Origin of the sequence: Streptomyces sp. NPDC048514, from assembly GCF_043199955.1 — a bacterium.
GTDB lineage: Bacteria > Actinomycetota > Actinomycetes > Streptomycetales > Streptomycetaceae > Streptomyces.
On the sequence record NZ_JBICWT010000014.1, the window covers coordinates 58927 to 74157 of the forward strand.

14 protein-coding genes are annotated in these 15231 nt (G+C 71.0%); 6 read left to right on the forward strand and 8 right to left on the reverse strand.

Going from position 1 to position 15231, the window contains the following annotated elements; genetic code table 11:
• Nucleotides 1-104 precede the first annotated feature (104 nt).
• From folB to ACGFT2_RS28915, 3 genes are read left to right on the forward strand one after another with little or no spacing between them, the layout of a single operon-like run.
• Nucleotides 105-464, forward strand: coding sequence for a dihydroneopterin aldolase (folB, locus tag ACGFT2_RS28905; RefSeq protein WP_393283614.1), 360 nt, complete (start codon nucleotides 105-107; stop codon nucleotides 462-464).
• The gene (folK, locus tag ACGFT2_RS28910; protein ID WP_393283617.1) at nucleotides 461-1072 is read left to right on the forward strand and encodes a 2-amino-4-hydroxy-6-hydroxymethyldihydropteridine diphosphokinase; all 612 of its coding nucleotides are present in this window, start codon (nucleotides 461-463) and stop codon (nucleotides 1070-1072) included. Before folB ends, folK begins: the two co-directional genes overlap by 4 nt.
• 58 nt (nucleotides 1073-1130) lie before the next feature.
• Nucleotides 1131-1619, forward strand: a complete 489-nt coding sequence (locus tag ACGFT2_RS28915; RefSeq protein WP_393283619.1) for a DUF3180 domain-containing protein — start codon at nucleotides 1131-1133, stop codon at nucleotides 1617-1619.
• Between the two features lie 85 nt (nucleotides 1620-1704).
• Here ACGFT2_RS28915 and folE read toward each other — a convergent pair whose 3' ends face one another.
• From folE to dacB, 6 genes are all read right to left on the reverse strand, one after another.
• Nucleotides 1705-2310, reverse strand: a complete 606-nt coding sequence (gene folE, locus ACGFT2_RS28920) for a GTP cyclohydrolase I FolE (protein WP_393283621.1) — start codon at nucleotides 2308-2310, stop codon at nucleotides 1705-1707.
• Between the two features lie 130 nt (nucleotides 2311-2440).
• Nucleotides 2441-4480, reverse strand: a complete 2040-nt coding sequence (gene ftsH / locus ACGFT2_RS28925) for an ATP-dependent zinc metalloprotease FtsH (RefSeq protein WP_393283624.1) — start codon at nucleotides 4478-4480, stop codon at nucleotides 2441-2443.
• A gap of 218 nt (nucleotides 4481-4698) precedes the next feature.
• The gene (gene hpt, locus ACGFT2_RS28930) at nucleotides 4699-5259 is read right to left on the reverse strand and encodes a hypoxanthine phosphoribosyltransferase (RefSeq protein WP_353601445.1); all 561 of its coding nucleotides are present in this window, start codon (nucleotides 5257-5259) and stop codon (nucleotides 4699-4701) included.
• Nucleotides 5260-5348: 89 nt separating this feature from the next.
• Nucleotides 5349-6407 carry a tRNA lysidine(34) synthetase TilS gene (gene tilS / locus ACGFT2_RS28935; protein ID WP_393283627.1) on the reverse strand — a complete coding sequence of 353 codons (1059 nt, stop codon included), beginning with the start codon at nucleotides 6405-6407 and terminating at the stop codon, nucleotides 5349-5351.
• Between the two features lie 191 nt (nucleotides 6408-6598).
• Nucleotides 6599-7699 carry a zinc-dependent metalloprotease gene (locus tag ACGFT2_RS28940; protein WP_393284023.1) on the reverse strand — a complete coding sequence of 367 codons (1101 nt, stop codon included), beginning with the start codon at nucleotides 7697-7699 and terminating at the stop codon, nucleotides 6599-6601.
• 167 nt (nucleotides 7700-7866) lie between these two features.
• Nucleotides 7867-9468: a D-alanyl-D-alanine carboxypeptidase/D-alanyl-D-alanine-endopeptidase gene (gene dacB / locus ACGFT2_RS28945; protein WP_393283630.1), complete on the reverse strand. Its 1602-nt coding sequence runs from the start codon at nucleotides 9466-9468 to the stop codon at nucleotides 7867-7869.
• A gap of 79 nt (nucleotides 9469-9547) precedes the next feature.
• Here dacB and ACGFT2_RS28950 point away from each other — a divergent pair, with 79 nt between their 5' ends.
• Nucleotides 9548-10039, forward strand: coding sequence for an inorganic diphosphatase (locus ACGFT2_RS28950; protein ID WP_089099927.1), 492 nt, complete (start codon nucleotides 9548-9550; stop codon nucleotides 10037-10039).
• Between the two features lie 127 nt (nucleotides 10040-10166).
• The gene (locus ACGFT2_RS28955; RefSeq protein ID WP_393283633.1) at nucleotides 10167-11822 is read left to right on the forward strand and encodes a threonine/serine exporter ThrE family protein; all 1656 of its coding nucleotides are present in this window, start codon (nucleotides 10167-10169) and stop codon (nucleotides 11820-11822) included.
• Between the two features lie 20 nt (nucleotides 11823-11842).
• On the opposite strand, the gene ACGFT2_RS28960 is transcribed toward ACGFT2_RS28955, so the two are convergent.
• Entirely contained in the window at nucleotides 11843-12880 is a 1038-nt protein-coding gene (locus tag ACGFT2_RS28960; RefSeq protein WP_393283635.1) for a DedA family protein, read from the reverse strand.
• Nucleotides 12881-13039: 159 nt separating this feature from the next.
• Nucleotides 13040-13807 carry a MerR family transcriptional regulator gene (locus ACGFT2_RS28965; RefSeq protein WP_393283638.1) on the reverse strand — a complete coding sequence of 256 codons (768 nt, stop codon included), beginning with the start codon at nucleotides 13805-13807 and terminating at the stop codon, nucleotides 13040-13042.
• A 121-nt stretch (nucleotides 13808-13928) separates the two neighbouring features.
• Here ACGFT2_RS28965 and ACGFT2_RS28970 point away from each other — a divergent pair, with 121 nt between their 5' ends.
• Nucleotides 13929-15215 carry an ion channel protein gene (locus tag ACGFT2_RS28970; RefSeq protein WP_393283641.1) on the forward strand — a complete coding sequence of 429 codons (1287 nt, stop codon included), beginning with the start codon at nucleotides 13929-13931 and terminating at the stop codon, nucleotides 15213-15215.
• Nucleotides 15216-15231: the final 16 nt, after the last annotated feature.

Here is a 15231-nt window from a genome sequence, read left to right on the forward strand (position 1 = left end):
CAGCCCGGTCCCGCCGGTGCCCGCAGGTAGATTCGTCTGAGGCCGGTGTATCGCCCGCACGCGGTACGGACCGGTCGTTCCCGACGATTGCAGGAGTGATTCGCGTGGATCGTGTCGCGCTGCGCGGCCTCAAGGCCCGCGGGCACCACGGCGTGTTCCCCAAGGAGCGCGAGGAGGGCCAGACCTTCGTCGTCGACCTCGTCCTCGGCCTGGACACCCGGCCGGCGGCGGCCGACGACGACCTGGCGAAGACCGTGCACTACGGCATCGTGGCCGAGGAGGTCGTGGCCGTCGTCGAGGGCGAGCCGGTGAACCTCATCGAGACGCTGGCCGAGCGGATCGCCCAGGCCTGCCTGAAGCACGAAGGGGTCCACGAGGTGGAGGTCTGCGTCCACAAGCCGAACGCGCCGATCACCGTGCCCTTCGACGACGTGACCGTCACCATCACCCGGAGCCGAGTATGACCCGACCTTTCACCCAGGGTCACAGCGACCCGACCGTCCAGCCGGTGCCCGCCTCGGTCGTCGAGAGGGTGGACGCCGCCGACACGACGCTGAGCAACCCCAAATGGGCCGTGATCTCCATGGGCGCCAACCTCGGCAACCGCCTGGAGACCCTCCAGGGAGCCGTCGACGCCCTGGAGGACACGCCGGGCGTGCGCATCAAGGCCGTGTCACCGGTGTACGAGACCGAGCCGTGGGGCGTCGAGCCCGGCAGCCAGCCCTCGTACTTCAACGCGGTCGTGCTCCTGAAGACCACCCTGCCGCCGTCCTCCCTGCTGGAGCGGGCACACGCCGTCGAGGAGGCCTTCCACCGCGTCCGCGACGAGCGCTGGGGCCCGCGCACCCTGGACGTCGACATCGTCGCCTACGCCGGTGTCACCTCCGACGACCCGCAGCTCACCCTGCCCCATCCGCGGGCCCACGAGCGCGCCTTCGTGCTGGCCCCGTGGCACGACGTCGACCCGCAGGCCCAGCTGCCCGGCCGCGGCCCCGTGGCCGATCTCCTCTCGGCCGTCGAGCGAGACGGCGTCGAGGCACGCGCGGACCTGGAACTCCGACTGCCCGAGTAGTCGTTAAGGTCAGGACGACCACGATCCGGGACCGGTCCGGGGGAACTGAAGGGACACCGTGAGAGAGCTGCGCATCAGGGTGCTGGTCGGCGTGTTCGTCGTGGCCGGCATCCTGTCCTGGGCGGGCGCCCGCCTCTGGAACTCGATCGGGACACTCCCCAGCGTCCCCCTGGCCGCCCCCGTCGTCCTGGCGCTCATCGCCGTGGTCCTGCTGTCGACGGCGCTCTCGCTGCGCGCCCGGCTCAGGGCCCAGCGCGAGCGCCGCCCCGGGGCGAAGGGCGTCGATCTTCTGATGGCCGCCCGCGCGGTCGTCTTCGGCCAGGCCAGCGCCCTGGTCGCCGCCCTCGTCGCCGGCATGTACGGCGGCGCCGGCGTCTTCCTCCTGGAGCTCCTCGACATCCCGGCCCGCCGCGACCAGGCCATCTACGCCGGTTTCTCGGTCCTGGCGGGCCTCGGAGTGATAGCGGCGGCCCTGTTCCTGGAGCGGGTCTGCAAGCTTCCGGAGGACGACGACCAGAATCAGCCGGGCGCGGAGCCGGCGGCCTGAGCGCGGTTCCCGGCGCAGCGGATCTTCGGCCGCGCCTGAGCGCGGTTCCCGCGCAGCGGATCTTCGGCCGTGAAGGATCCGGCGCTCAGCGTGCCATGATCAGGCTCATGGCCTCGTTCCGCGTGGCCGCGTCCCGCAACTGACCGCGCACGGCGGACGTCAGCGTCTTGGCGCCCGGCTTGCGAATGCCGCGCATGGACATGCACATGTGCTCGCACTCGACGACCACGATGACGCCCCGCGGCTCCAGGATCGTCATCAGGGAGTCCGCGATCTGCGTGGTGAGACGTTCCTGCACCTGCGGGCGCCGGGCGTAGACGTCCACGAGACGGGCCAGCTTGGACAGGCCGGTGATCTTCCCGGTGGTGGCCGGGATATAGCCGACGTGGGCGACGCCGCGGAAGGGCACCAGATGGTGCTCACAGGTCGAGTACACCTCGATGTCCTTCACCAGGACCATCTCGTCGTGTCCGAGGTCGAACGTGGTCGTGAGCACGTCCTCCGGCCTCTGCCACAGCCCGGCGAAGATCTCCTGGTACGCCCGCGCCACCCGGGCCGGTGTCTCCCGCAGGCCCTCGCGGTCCGGGTCCTCGCCGACCGCTATCAGCAGTTCCCGTACGGCGTTCTCGGCGCGCTTCTCGTCGAACTCACCGATGGTGCCCTCGCCGTCCAGCGTCACGGGGTCGGTCATCTGGTTCCTCGTTCCTGTGCCTGTCACGCGCGCCCGGCACGCGTGCTGTCTGCGGACATGCGAAACGCCGCGCCCCCCAGGCTAGAACCTGGGGGGCGCGGCATTCATTCCGGGCCGGTGGCCGGGACGCTCAGCTCTCGGAGCGGTCCTCCGGGGTCTGCTCCGTCACCGGGGCGGACTCCGTGGCGTGGGACTTCGCCGTGCTGATCGCGGCCGCCGTGCCGTTCGCACCGTTGGTCAGTGCCAGCTCCTTGGGGGAGAGCACCGGCGGGCGGGTGGACGGGGTGCGGCGCGAGGAGCCGGTCCAGGCGGGCCGCGGCGGGCGCTTGACGATCGGGGCGAAGACCTCGGCGATCTCCTCCTTGCCCAGGGTCTCCTTCTCCAGCAGGTGAAGGACGAGCTGGTCGAGCACGTCGCGATTCTCGACCAGGATCTCCCAGGCCTCGTTGTGCGCCGTCTCGATGAGCTTCTTGACCTCTTCGTCGACCAGCGCGGCGACCTCTTCCGAGTAGTCGCGCTGATGAGCCATCTCACGGCCGAGGAAGGGCTCGCTGTTGTCGCCGCCGAACTTGATCGCGCCGAGCCGCTCGGTCATGCCGTACTGCGTGACCATCGCGCGGGCCAGGTTGGTGGCCTTCTCGATGTCGTTGGCGGCACCGGTGGTCGGGTCGTGGAAGACCAGTTCCTCGGCCGCGCGGCCGCCCAGCATGTAGGCGAGCTGGTCGAGCATCTCGTTGCGCGTGGTCGAGTACTTGTCCTCGTCGGGCAGGACCATCGTGTAGCCGAGGGCACGACCGCGGGACAGAATCGTGATCTTGTGGACCGGGTCGGAGTTCGGTGAGGCCGCCGCGACCAGGGCGTGACCGCCCTCGTGGTACGCGGTGATCTTCTTCTCCTTGTCCGACATGATCCGGGTCCGCTTCTGCGGGCCCGCGACCACGCGGTCGATCGCCTCGTCCAGCGCCTTGTTGTCGACCAGCTTCTGGTCACCGCGGGCGGTGAGCAGCGCGGCCTCGTTGAGCACGTTGGCGAGGTCGGCGCCGGTCATGCCGGGAGTGCGGCGGGCGACGGCGGCGAGGTCGACGTCCGGAGCGACCGGCTTGCCCTTCTGGTGGACCTTGAGGATCTCCAGACGGCCCTGCAGGTCAGGCGGGTCGACCGCGATCTGGCGGTCGAAGCGGCCGGGGCGCAGGAGGGCCGGGTCGAGGATGTCCGGGCGGTTCGTGGCGGCGATCAGGATGACGCCGCCCTTGACGTCGAAGCCGTCCATCTCGACGAGCAGCTGGTTCAGCGTCTGCTCGCGCTCGTCGTGACCGCCGCCGAGGCCGGCGCCGCGGTGGCGGCCGACCGCGTCGATCTCGTCGACGAAGACGATCGCCGGGGCGTTCGCCTTGGCCTGCTCGAACAGGTCGCGGACCCGGGAGGCGCCGACACCGACGAACATCTCGACGAAGTCGGAGCCGGAGATCGAGTAGAAGGGAACGCCCGCCTCGCCGGCGACGGCGCGCGCGAGGAGCGTCTTGCCGGTACCCGGGCGGCCGTAGAGCAGCACGCCCTTGGGGATCTTGGCGCCGACGGCCTGGAACTTGGCCGGCTCCTGCAGGAACTCCTTGATCTCCTGGAGCTCCTCCACGGCCTCGTCGCAGCCCGCGACGTCGGAGAAGGTCGTCTTCGGGGTGTCCTTGGTGATGAGCTTGGCCTTGGACTTGCCGAAGTTCATGACCCGGGAGCCGCCGCCCTGCATCTGATTCATCAGGAACAGGAAGACGACCACGATCAGGACGAAGGGCAGCAACGAGAGCAGGACGCCGAGGAACGGGTTCTGCTTCGACGGCGAGACCGTATAGCCGTCCGGAATCTGCTTGTCCTGGAACTTGGTCTGCAGGGTGCCGGCGATGGTCACGCCCTGGTCGCCGATGTAGCTCGCCTGGATCTTCGAGCTGCCCTCGACCTTGGTGCCGTCCTTGAGCGTGACCTTGATGGTCTGCTCGTCACCGGTGGTGAGTTTGGCCGACTCGATCTTGTTGTCGTTGATCGCCGCCACGACTTGGCCGGTGTCCACCGTCTTGTAGCCGCCGGACGAGCCGACGACCTGCATCAACACGACCACGGCAAGGACGGCCAGCACGATCCACATGACCGGCCCACGGAAGTATCGCTTCACGTCCATCCATACGGAGCGGTGTCGCCCCGTCCCTCCTGCCATAGTGAGTTTGATAAGACAGTTCTTCTGACGGTACCCCAGCATCGATGCCCGAAGCCGCACGAAGCCGCTTCGACGACCGGGAAACCCGTCTCTCCTGCTTCAACGGCACGGAACCCGCCGGGGTTCCCGATCGCCCTGCCGGGCTTGGGCCGACTGGCTCAGCCGCCGGCCCGGGACCGGCCTCAGCCGCCGTAGACGTGAGGCGCGAGCGTACCCACGAACGGCAGGTTGCGGTACTTCTCGGCGTAGTCGAGGCCGTACCCGACGACGAACTCGTTCGGGATGTCGAAGCCGACCCATTCGACGTCGATGGCCACCTTCGCGGCGTCCGGCTTGCGCAGCAGCGTGCACACCTTGAGGGTGGCGGGCTCGCGGGAGCCGAGGTTGTTGATCAGCCAGGACAGGGTCAGGCCGGAGTCGATGATGTCCTCGACGATCAGGACGTGCCTGCCCTTGATGTCGGTGTCGAGGTCCTTCAGGATCCGCACCACACCGGAGGACTGGGTGCCCGCGCCGTAGGACGACACCGCCATCCAGTCCATGGTGAGGGGGGTGGACAGCGCCCGCGCGAGGTCCGCCATGACCATCACCGCGCCCTTGAGGACGCCGACGATGAGCAGGTCCTTGCCCGCGTACTCCGCGTCGATCTTCGCGGCCAGCTCGGCCAGCTTCGCGTCGATCTCTTCCTTGGTGATGAGCACCCGCTGGAGGTCGGCACCCATGTCTTTCGCGTCCACCCGCATCACTTTCGGTCGTCCCGCACTTACGGCCGCATGCACGGCCTCCGGCTGCCCGGCCGGCCGCCGGAGGGTCGCTCCGGGAGGTCGGGGATTCAGCCTTGCCGAATCACCAGTCTGCCACCCTGCCGCTGGGCGACGACTTTGCCCGGGAGGTTGATGGCTCCCTGACCGCGCCAGCCGGTGATCAGACGGTCGACTTCCTCGATGTGCCGGGCGAACAGCGAACCGGCCGGAGCCCCGGCCTCGATGGCGGCCCGGCGCAGGATCCGGCGGCGCACGGCGGGCGGCAGCGCGTAGAGCTTGGCGCACTCCAGCAGGCCCGTCGCGTCCCGTACGGAGGCCTCGGCCTGGCCGGCCCAGGCGTCGAGGGCGTCGGCGTCGTCACGGGAGAGCTGGGCGGTGCGCGCGAGCGCTTCGATGACGCCCTTGCCGAGCGCCTTCTCCAGGGCGGGCAGGCCTTCGTGCCTCAGCCGGGAGCGGGTGTAGGCGGGGTCCGCGTTGTGCGGGTCGTCCCAGACGGGCAGGGACTGGACCATGCAGGCCTTGCGGGCGGTCTGCCGGTCGATGTGCAGGAAGGGGCGCCGGTAACGGCCGCCGGCCCCCGAGACCGCGGCCATTCCGGACAGGGAGCGGGTGCCGGAGCCGCGGGCGAGGCCCAGCAGGACGGTTTCGGCCTGGTCGTCCCGGGTGTGGCCGAGCAGGACCGCGGCCGCGCCGTGCCGTTCGGCCGTCGCGTCGAGGGCGGCGTAGCGGGCGTCCCGGGCGGCGGCCTCGGGCCCTCCGCCGCGTCCGACGGTCACGGCGACGGACTCGACCGGGTCGAGGCCCAACTCGCGCAGGCGCAGGGCGACCTCGTCGGCGCGGAGGCCGGAACCGGGCTGCAGGCCGTGGTCGACGGTCACACCGCCGGCGCGGAGGCCGAGTCTCGGGGCCTCGAAGGCGAGGGCGGAGGCGAGCGCCATGGAGTCGGCACCGCCGGAGCAGGCGACGAGCACGAGCGGGGAGGAGGGCCGCTCGGCAGCTCGGCCCGGATGCCGGCCGAGGGCCTGCCCGTCCGGGAGCGTGCCGGAGGACTGGTGGTCGTTCAGGATGTCGTGGAGGACGCGGCGGACCGCCAGGCGTATCGCCGCGACCGCAGGATGGGGACCCATGTCCGGTTCCCTTCATGAAGTTTTCGGGGGGTGAGCCCGACGTCGGTCACTCAGAGTGTGTAGATGGTGACAGAGCCGGGCCGTTCCCCGAGCATTGCACGCCTACCCATGGCTCACGGTCCCTCGGACGGGTGATTGGAGAGGCGTTCGCCTGCCGTCGGCCGGATTCGTCACACGGCTCCCCGCACCGCTCACGACCCGGTCTGGCGGTGCACCCGCGCGACCCAGTCCGCCGGTTTGGCGATCTCCGCCTTGGTGGGCAGGGTGTTGGGCGACGTCCACACGCGGTTGAAACCGTCGACGCCGACCTCGCCGACGACCGCGCTCACGAAGCGTTCACCGTCCCGGTACTGCCTGAGTTTGGCATCCAGACCCAGCAGCTTGCGCAGGGCCTGGTCCAGGCGGGAGGCACCCTTGGCGCGGCGCTGCTGGAACTTCTCGCGGATCTCGGCGACGGTCGGCACGACACTGGGGCCGACGCCGTCCATGACGAAGTCGGCGTGGCCCTCCAGCAGGGACATCACGGCGGTGAGGCGGGCGAGGATCTCCCGCTGGGCGGGGGTCTGCACCAGTTCCACGAAGGAGCGGCCGCCGTCCTCCTCCTCGCCCTCGGGGCGGCCGCCGGCGAGGGACTGGGCGGCATCCCGGATGCGCTCGAGGAAGGTCATCGGATCGACGTCGGTCTCCGCCAAGAACGACTGGATTTCGCCCTCGAGGTGGTCGCGCAGCCAGGGGACGGCCGTGAACTGGGTGCGGTGGGTCTCCTCGTGCAGGCACACCCACAGCCGGAAGTCGTGCGGGTCGACGTCCAGTTCGCGCTCGACGTGGACGATGTTGGGGGCGACGAGCAGGAGGCGGCCGCCGCCGTTCGCGCCGGCGGGCAGATCGCGGGTGGCCGGGGCGAACGTCTCGTACTGGCCGAGGACGCGGGAGGACAGGAACGACAGCAGCATGCCGAGTTCGACGCCGGTCACCTTGCCGCCGACGGCTCCGAGGACGGCGCTGCCGGGGTTGCCGCCGCGCCGTTCCTGCATCTTCTCCAGCAGGGGCTTGAGGATCTCGCGGAAGCCGGCCACGTTGGCGCGGACCCAGCCGGGGCGGTCGACCACGAGCACCGGCGTGTCGTGGGTCTCGTCGGTGCCCATCCGGGTGAAGCCCCGGACGTGCTCCTCCGACGCCTTCGCGTGCCGGCGCAGCTCCGCGACGACGGCGCGCGCATCCTCGCGGCTGACGTCGGGGCCCGGCCGTACGAGTCGTGTCGCGGTCGCCACCGCGAGGTTCCAGTCGACCATCCCGGGAGATGTGATGCCACCGAAGCCAGTCATGCGTCAACGGTACGTGAGCGTTCCCACTTGGGGCAGGCCATGGGAGCCGGGCAGGCACGCGGTGTTGCCGCACCCCGGCGGAGCGGGCCGTTCCCACCGGCCCGCGCCACGCCCCACGCCCGAGCCATCCGCTCTCAGCCGCAGCCGCACCCCGCCAGCGCCGTGGCGGCCTTGTCCAGGGTCGACTGGGCCTGCAGGGGGTCGGTCGTGCCGGAGGCCAGGAAGGCGAAGGCGAGGAGGTGGCCGTCGGTGTCGACCACGGTGCCCGCCAGGGTGTTCACGCCGGTGAGGGTGCCCGTCTTGGCGCGTACGACGCCGGAGGCGCCGTCGGTGTAGCGGTGGGTCAGGGTGCCGGTGAAGCCGGCGACGGGAAGGCCGGTGAGGACGGGGCGCAGGCCGGGCCGGGCCGGATCGCCGGCCTTGACCAGCAGGGCGGTGAGGAGGCCGGCCGTCAGCCGGTCGTCGCGGTCGAGACCGCTGCCGTCGTGGAAGGAGGCACCGGCCATCGGCAGGCCGAGCTTCGTCAGCTGGACCTCGATCGCCCGGGCGCCGCCGTCGAAGCTGCCGGGCCGGCCGCTGGCGAGAGCCGTCTGGCGGGCCAGTGCCTCGGCGATGTCGTTGTCGCTGTTGGTCAGCATCCGCTCGACCAGGGCGGACAGCGGGGGCGACGAGGCGGTGGCGAGCGTCTCGGCGCGGGAGCTGGCCTTGGAGGGGCCCGGGGAGGTCGCCGTGATGCCGGCGTCCCGCAGGTAGCCCGCGAACCTGGCGGCCGCATCCGCCGCCGGGTCGCTCACGCGGGGCGCCGGGCCGCCGGTGGAGCCGTCCGTGCGGCCCTCGTCGACGGTCAGGGCACTGACGGCGGCGAGGTTGTCGTTGACGCCGATGGCGTGCAGGGCGGGGCCGGAGTAGAGCGTCGCGTCGTAGGAGAGGGTGACCTTGTCGATGCCGCGCTCGTGGAGGGCCTCGGCGGTGTCGGCGGCGAGGGCGCGCAGGCCGGCCCAGCCGCCGGCCTTGCGGTGGGCGGTGAGGGTGGGGTCGCCGCCGCCGACCAGGACCAGTTCGCCGGTGTCGGGTTCGAGGGCGGCCCGGGTGGTGAGGCGATGGTCGGCGCCGAGGGCGGACAGGGCGGCGACGGCGGTGGCGATCTTCGTGGTGGAGGCGGGGGTGAGGGCCTTGCCGGCGCCGGCGCCGTAGAGGCGTTCGCCGGTCGTCACGTCGACGACCACCGCGGCACGGCTGTCGCCCAGCGCGGAGGCGCCCAGAAGGGGCCCCAGGACGTCCGGGACGGCTTTTCCGCCGGGGCCGGCCTTCTTGGTGCCGACGGCGCCCGTGGTGCGGCCCAGGCCCGTCAGGACCGGTGCGGCGCTCGGCGCGGGCCGTACCGCCACCGCCGTCCCGTCGGAGCGGCCGTGATCTGTGCCACCTGACCGCTCCAGGGCGACCGCCCGGTCCCGCTCGGCCGTACGCTGACCGTTGGCGTCCCAGGGGCCTGCCACGGTCACCGCGCCGGCGGCCAGTGCCAGGCCCGCGGTCACGGCGCCCGCGGTGTACTGCCAGGTCCTGACGGTCCGCGATCGGGGGAGGTGCGCAGGCCGGAGCCGCACGGCGTTCGCCAGCCGCGCGATCCGCGGTCGCGCGGCCGTCGAGGCGCGCGTCAGACGCGGTCGTACGGCGTTCGCGATCCGCACCAGCTGCGGTCTCGCGGCTCGCCAAGGCCTCAGCTCTGGCACGAACACCAGCCCCTTTCGCGATCACACGTCTGCGTGAGGGACACTTAACCACCAGAACTATGTGTTGATCATGGAGGAGCCACCGGTGGAGTTCGACGTCACGATCGAGATCCCGAAGGGTTCGCGCAACAAGTACGAGGTGGACCACGAGACCGGTCGGATCCGTCTGGACCGTCGCCTCTTCACCTCGACCGCCTACCCGACCGACTACGGCTTCGTCGAGAACACCCTCGGCGAGGACGGCGACCCGCTGGACGCGCTGGTCATCCTGGACGAGCCGACGTTCCCGGGCTGCCTCATCAAGTGCCGCGCGATCGGCATGTTCCGTATGACGGACGAGGCCGGCGGCGACGACAAGCTGCTGTGCGTCCCGGCCACCGACCCGCGTGTGGAGCACCTGCGCGACATCCACCACGTGTCGGAGTTCGACCGCCTGGAGATCCAGCACTTCTTCGAGGTGTACAAGGACCTGGAGCCCGGCAAGTCGGTCGAGGGTGCCAACTGGGTGGGCCGTACGGACGCCGAGGTGGAGATCGAGCGGTCGTACAAGCGCTTCAAGGAGTCGGGCGGCCACTGACCGGCCGGTTTGTCTTCCACGGGCCGCGGCACCCTGCATGGGGTGGCGCGGCCCGTTTGCGCATCGATGCGCATACTGAGGCCTACGGAAGGTGTAGTTCAGGGAGCGGTGCGAGGTGACGGAGGCGGTGACTGAGGCGGAGGACCGTAAGTCCCGGTCGGACGAGGCACGGTACGACCCGGAGATCACCTCCGAGTTCGCCGTTCCGAAGGGGCTGGACGTCCCCAGGACGGTCGGTGAGCCGGAGACGACCTCCGAGTTCTCCGTCCCCGAGGGGCTGGAGGCGCTGTCCGCGCCGAGTCCGGAGGCGGAGGGGTCGGCGTTCAGTGCGCCGCGCACCTACAGCGCCAGGTCCGCGCTGGAAGCGTTCACCCCGCCCACCGGGGTGCCGCTGGTGAGCCTGGTGAAGGACGCGCCCTGGCAGGACCGGATGCGCGCGATGCTGCGGATGCCGGTGACCGAGCGGCCGGCCCCCGAACTGGTGCAGCGCGTGGAGGAGGAGGGTCCGGCCGTCCCGCGCGTGCTCGACCTGACCCTGCGTATCGGGGAGCTGCTGCTGGCGGGCGGCGAGGGCGCCGAGGACGTGGAGGCCGCGATGTTCGCGGTGTGCCGGTCCTACGGCCTGGACCGCTGCGAACCCAACGTGACCTTCACCCTGCTGTCGATCTCGCACCAGCCGTCGCTGGTCGAGGACCCGGTGACGGCGTCGAGGACGGTACGGCGGCGGGGCACCGACTACACGCGGCTCGCGGCCGTGTTCCGGCTGGTGGACGACCTGACCGACCCGGAGGCGCACGTCTCGCTGGAGGAGGCCTACCGGCGGCTGGCGGAGATCCGCCGCAACCGGCACCCCTACCCCGGCTGGGCGCTGACCGTGGCCGGCGGGCTGCTCGCCGGTGCGGCCTCCGTGCTGGTCGGCGGTGACGTGATCGTGTTCATCGCCGCCGCGCTGGGCGCGATGCTCGGCGACCGGCTCGCGTGGCTGTGCGCGGGACGGGGACTGCCGGAGTTCTACCAGTTCACGGTGGCGGCGATGCCGCCCGCGGCGATCGGGGTGGCGTTCGCGCTGGCCCACGTGGACGTGAAGGCCTCCGCCGTGGTCACCGGTGGACTGTTCGCGCTGCTGCCGGGACGGGCCCTGGTCGCGGGCGTCCAGGACGGCCTGACCGGTTTCTACATCACCGCCTCGGCCCGTCTGCTGGAGGTCATGTACTTCTTCGTCGGCATCGTCGCCGGGGTGCTGGTCGTCCTGTACTTCGGCGTGAAGGTCGGCGGCAAGCTGAACCCGGACGCGGCGCTGGGCATCTCCGACCGGCCGCTGCTGCAGATCGCGGCCTCGATGCTGCTGTCGCTGACCTTCGCGGTGCTGCTCCAGCAGGAACGCTCCACCGTGCTGTGGGTGACGCTCAACGGGGGCGTCGCGTGGTCGGTGTACGGCGCGATGCACTACGCCGGGAACATCTCGCCGGTGGCCTCCACGGCCGTGGCGGCGGGGCTCGTGGGCCTGTTCGGGCAGCTGCTGTCGCGGTACCGGTTCGCCTCGGCGCTGCCGTACACGACGGCGGCGATCGGGCCCCTGCTGCCCGGTTCCGCGACCTACTTCGGGCTGCTGTCCATCGCCCAGAACGAGATGGACAAGGGGCTGGTGTCGCTGGCCAAGGCCGCGTCACTGGCCATGGCCATCGCCATCGGGGTCAACCTGGGATCGGAGATCTCCCGGCTGTTCCTGCGGGTCGGCTCCGCCGGCAAGCGCCGTGCCGCGAAGCGCACCAGGGGCTTCTAGGCCTCCGGGGCCCGCCTCCGTCAGTGGTTGCGGTGGTCGTACGGGTACTGGCTCTGGTCGTACTGGCTCTGGTCGTACTGCCGGGGGTACGGCTGCTGCGGGTGCTGCTCCTGCTGGTGCGGGTGCTGCTGGTGCGGGTGCTGCTCCTGCTGGTGCTGCTCCTGCGGATACTGCGGGTACTGCTGCTGGTCGTACTGCTGCTGGTCGTAGCGCGGGGTGTCGTAGCCCTGGTTCCAGTACTGGTCGGGCTGCTGCGGCTGCTGCGCGTACGGCTGCTGCTGCTGGTACGGCTGCTCGTGCTGGTGGCCGTAGGGCTGCTCCGGCGCGATCGGGCGCAGGCGGGTCGTGGCGTCGTCCATGACCGGGGGCTGCTGGTACCGGGCGGCCTGGGGCTGCGGCTGCCGGGGGGCCTCCGGCGCGGGCTGCGCGGCCGCCTTCCGGTTCTTGCCGCGGGCGCGGAGGAACTCGATCGCGATCGGGATCACCGACACGAGGACGATCAGGATGAGGATCGCCTCGATGTTGGACTTGACGAAGCCGATGTTGCCCAGCCAGGAGCCGAGCAGGGTGACGCCCGCGCCCCACAGGACGCCACCGATGACGTTGAACGTCACGAACGAGCGGTACTTCATGCCGCTGACACCCGCGATGATCGGCGTGAACGTCCGCACGATGGGGACGAAGCGGGCCAGGATCAGGGACTTCGGGCCGTACTTCTCGAAGAACTCGTGTGCCTTGGTGACGTTCTCCTGCTTGAACAGGCGGGAGTCGGGGCGGTTGAACAGGGACGGGCCGACCTTCTTGCCGAACATGTAGCCCGCCTGGTCGCCCAGGACCGCGGCGGCGCAGATCAGGGCGATCGCGGCCCACAGCGGGAAGTCCAGCTGGTGGGACGTGATCAGCAGACCGCAGGTGAACAGGAGCGAGTCACCCGGCAGGAAGAAGCCGATGAGCAGGCCGGACTCGGCGAAGACGATGAGCAGCAGACCCCAGATGCTGTACGTGTGGAGCAGATAGTTGGGATCCAGCCAGCTCGGGCCGAGGGCGAGTGTCATCACGGGTCCGGGCTCCTGAAGGGGTGAGGCGGCGGCGGCTCCCTGTGGGGGCCGCACAAAGCTATCAACGTGAGCCGACCGCCCCAGGTTCCACCGGTGTCTTCAGGATGCACCGTGCGAGGACCCGGGCCAAAGCCGTGACCGGGCCCTCGCGGGCGGGGATCAGGCGTCGGCCGTGCGCCGGTCCGCGTTGGCGAGGATCGCGTCGCGCAGGTGCTCGGCGAGCCCGGGGCGCATGGCGTCGTAGTACGCCTTGAAGCGTTCGTCGGACACGTACATCTCGGCGAGGCACCGGTGCATGGCGTAGGGGCACTCGTAGAACCACTTGGAGATGTGCTGCCGGTGCTCCTCGGCCAGGTCCGTGGCGGCCTCGCCGGCCGGCGGCTCCCCGGCGGCCAGCAGGGCGACGTACCGCTCGCTCCAGTCGTCGACCTCGGCCTGCAGCCGCTTCCAGTCCTCCTTGGTGTAGCGGGACGCCCTGCGCTGTGACTCGGCGTATTCCGCCGTGCCTCCCCACCGCTGCTCGGCCTCCTCGCGGTACCGCTCGGGATCCTTGTCGCCGAAGACCTCGAACCGTTCCTCCGGGGTGAGATCGATGCCCATCGTGCGTGCCTCCAAGGCGTGTTCCACGGCCGCGGCCATCTGCTGCAGCTTCTCGATCCGGGCGGCCAGCAGTTCGCGCCGGCGGCGCAGGTGTGCGCGCGGGTCCGCGCCCGGGTCGTCGAGCAGGGCCGCGACCTCGTCGAGCGGAAAGCCGAGCTCCCGGTAGAACAGGATCTGCTGGAGCCGGTCGAGGTCGGTGTCGCTGTAGCGCCGGTGCCCGGCGTACGTGCGCTCGCCCGGTGTCAGCAGGCCGATCTCGTCGTAGTGGTGCAGGGTGCGCACCGTGATTCCGGCGAACCCCGCGACCTCTCCCACGGAGTAGCTCACTTTCCGCTCCTTGACGTCGGTGATTCGGTACGACGGCCACGCTGAGGCCTCACGCCACGTGAGGTGCAAGCGGGATTCCGTTCGGGATGTTGTGTGTGTTTTGTCCGTTTATGGTGAGCCAGTGGCCCAGGAGACCGAACAGCAGGCGCCGCCGACCGCTTCGACGGCGCCGGCACGGGCTCTGCTGCCGTTCATCCTGCCCGCCGTCGTCGTGGGGGTGGTCACGAGCCTGGTCTTCATCGGGGTGAGCACGGCCGCGGAGCAGCTCGAGGAGGTGCTGTGGGGGCCCCTTCCGGACGCCCTCGGCGTGGGCCGGTACTCGGTGCTGTGGATGTTCGTGATGCTCGTGGCGACCGGCATCGCCGTCGGGCTGGTGGTGTGGAAGGCCCCCGGTCACGCCGGTCCCGATCCGGCCATTCTCGGCCTGAACGCCCCGGTCATGCCGCCGGTCGTGCTGCCGGGGCTGGTGCTGGCCACCGCGCTGATGCTGGCGGGCGGCCCGAGCCTCGGTCCTGAGAACCCGATCATCGCGGTGAACGTGGCCCTCGCGGCCTGGCTCGGGGGGCGGTTGATGCCCCGGACGCCGGGCAGCCTGTGGCCGGTGCTGGCGGAGGCGGCGACGATCGGCGCGCTGTTCGGGACGCCGGTTGCGGCGGCGCTGGTCATCTCCGAGGCGCTGGCCGGGCAGCCGATGCGCGGGCAGCTGTGGGACAACGTCTTCGCGCCGCTGACCGCGGGCGCGTGCGGGTCGATCACGACCACCCTGGTGGCCCACCCGACCTTCGACCTGGGCCTGCCGCCCCTGGGCCACCCGCACTGGCAGGACGTGGTGGCCGCGCTGGTGATCGCCCCGATGTCCGCCCTGCTCGGCATGTGCGCCGTCTACGCCTTCCCCTACGTCCACGCGGGCTTCCGGCGGCTGCGGCACCCGATGCTGATGCTTCCGGCGGGCGGTGTCGTCCTCGGTGCCCTGGCGGCCGTGGGCGGCCATCTGACGCTGTTCAAGGGGCTGTCGGAGATCGGCGAGCTGGCCCATGACCCCGAGGGCTGGTCGGCGGGGCAGTTCGCCACGATGACGGTGGTGAAACTGGCCGCGTTGCTGGTCGCCGCGTCCTGCGGTTTCCGGGGCGGCCGGATCTTCCCCTCGGTCTTCGTCGGCACCGCGCTGGGCCTGTGCGCCCACGCCCTGGTGCCGGCCGTCCAGCCCTCGCTCGGGGTCGCCACGGGCGTCCTGGGCATGCTCCTGGCGATCACCCGGCAGGGCTGGGTGAGCCTGTTCACCGCCGCCGTCCTGGTCACCTCGCCCGCCATCATCGCCGTGCTGTGTATCGCCTCGCTGCCCGCCTGGCTGCTCGTGACGGGCCGCCCGCAGATGCAGCTGCGCGAGGACGGCACCCCGGTCCGCTGATCCTCATCCTTCTGGA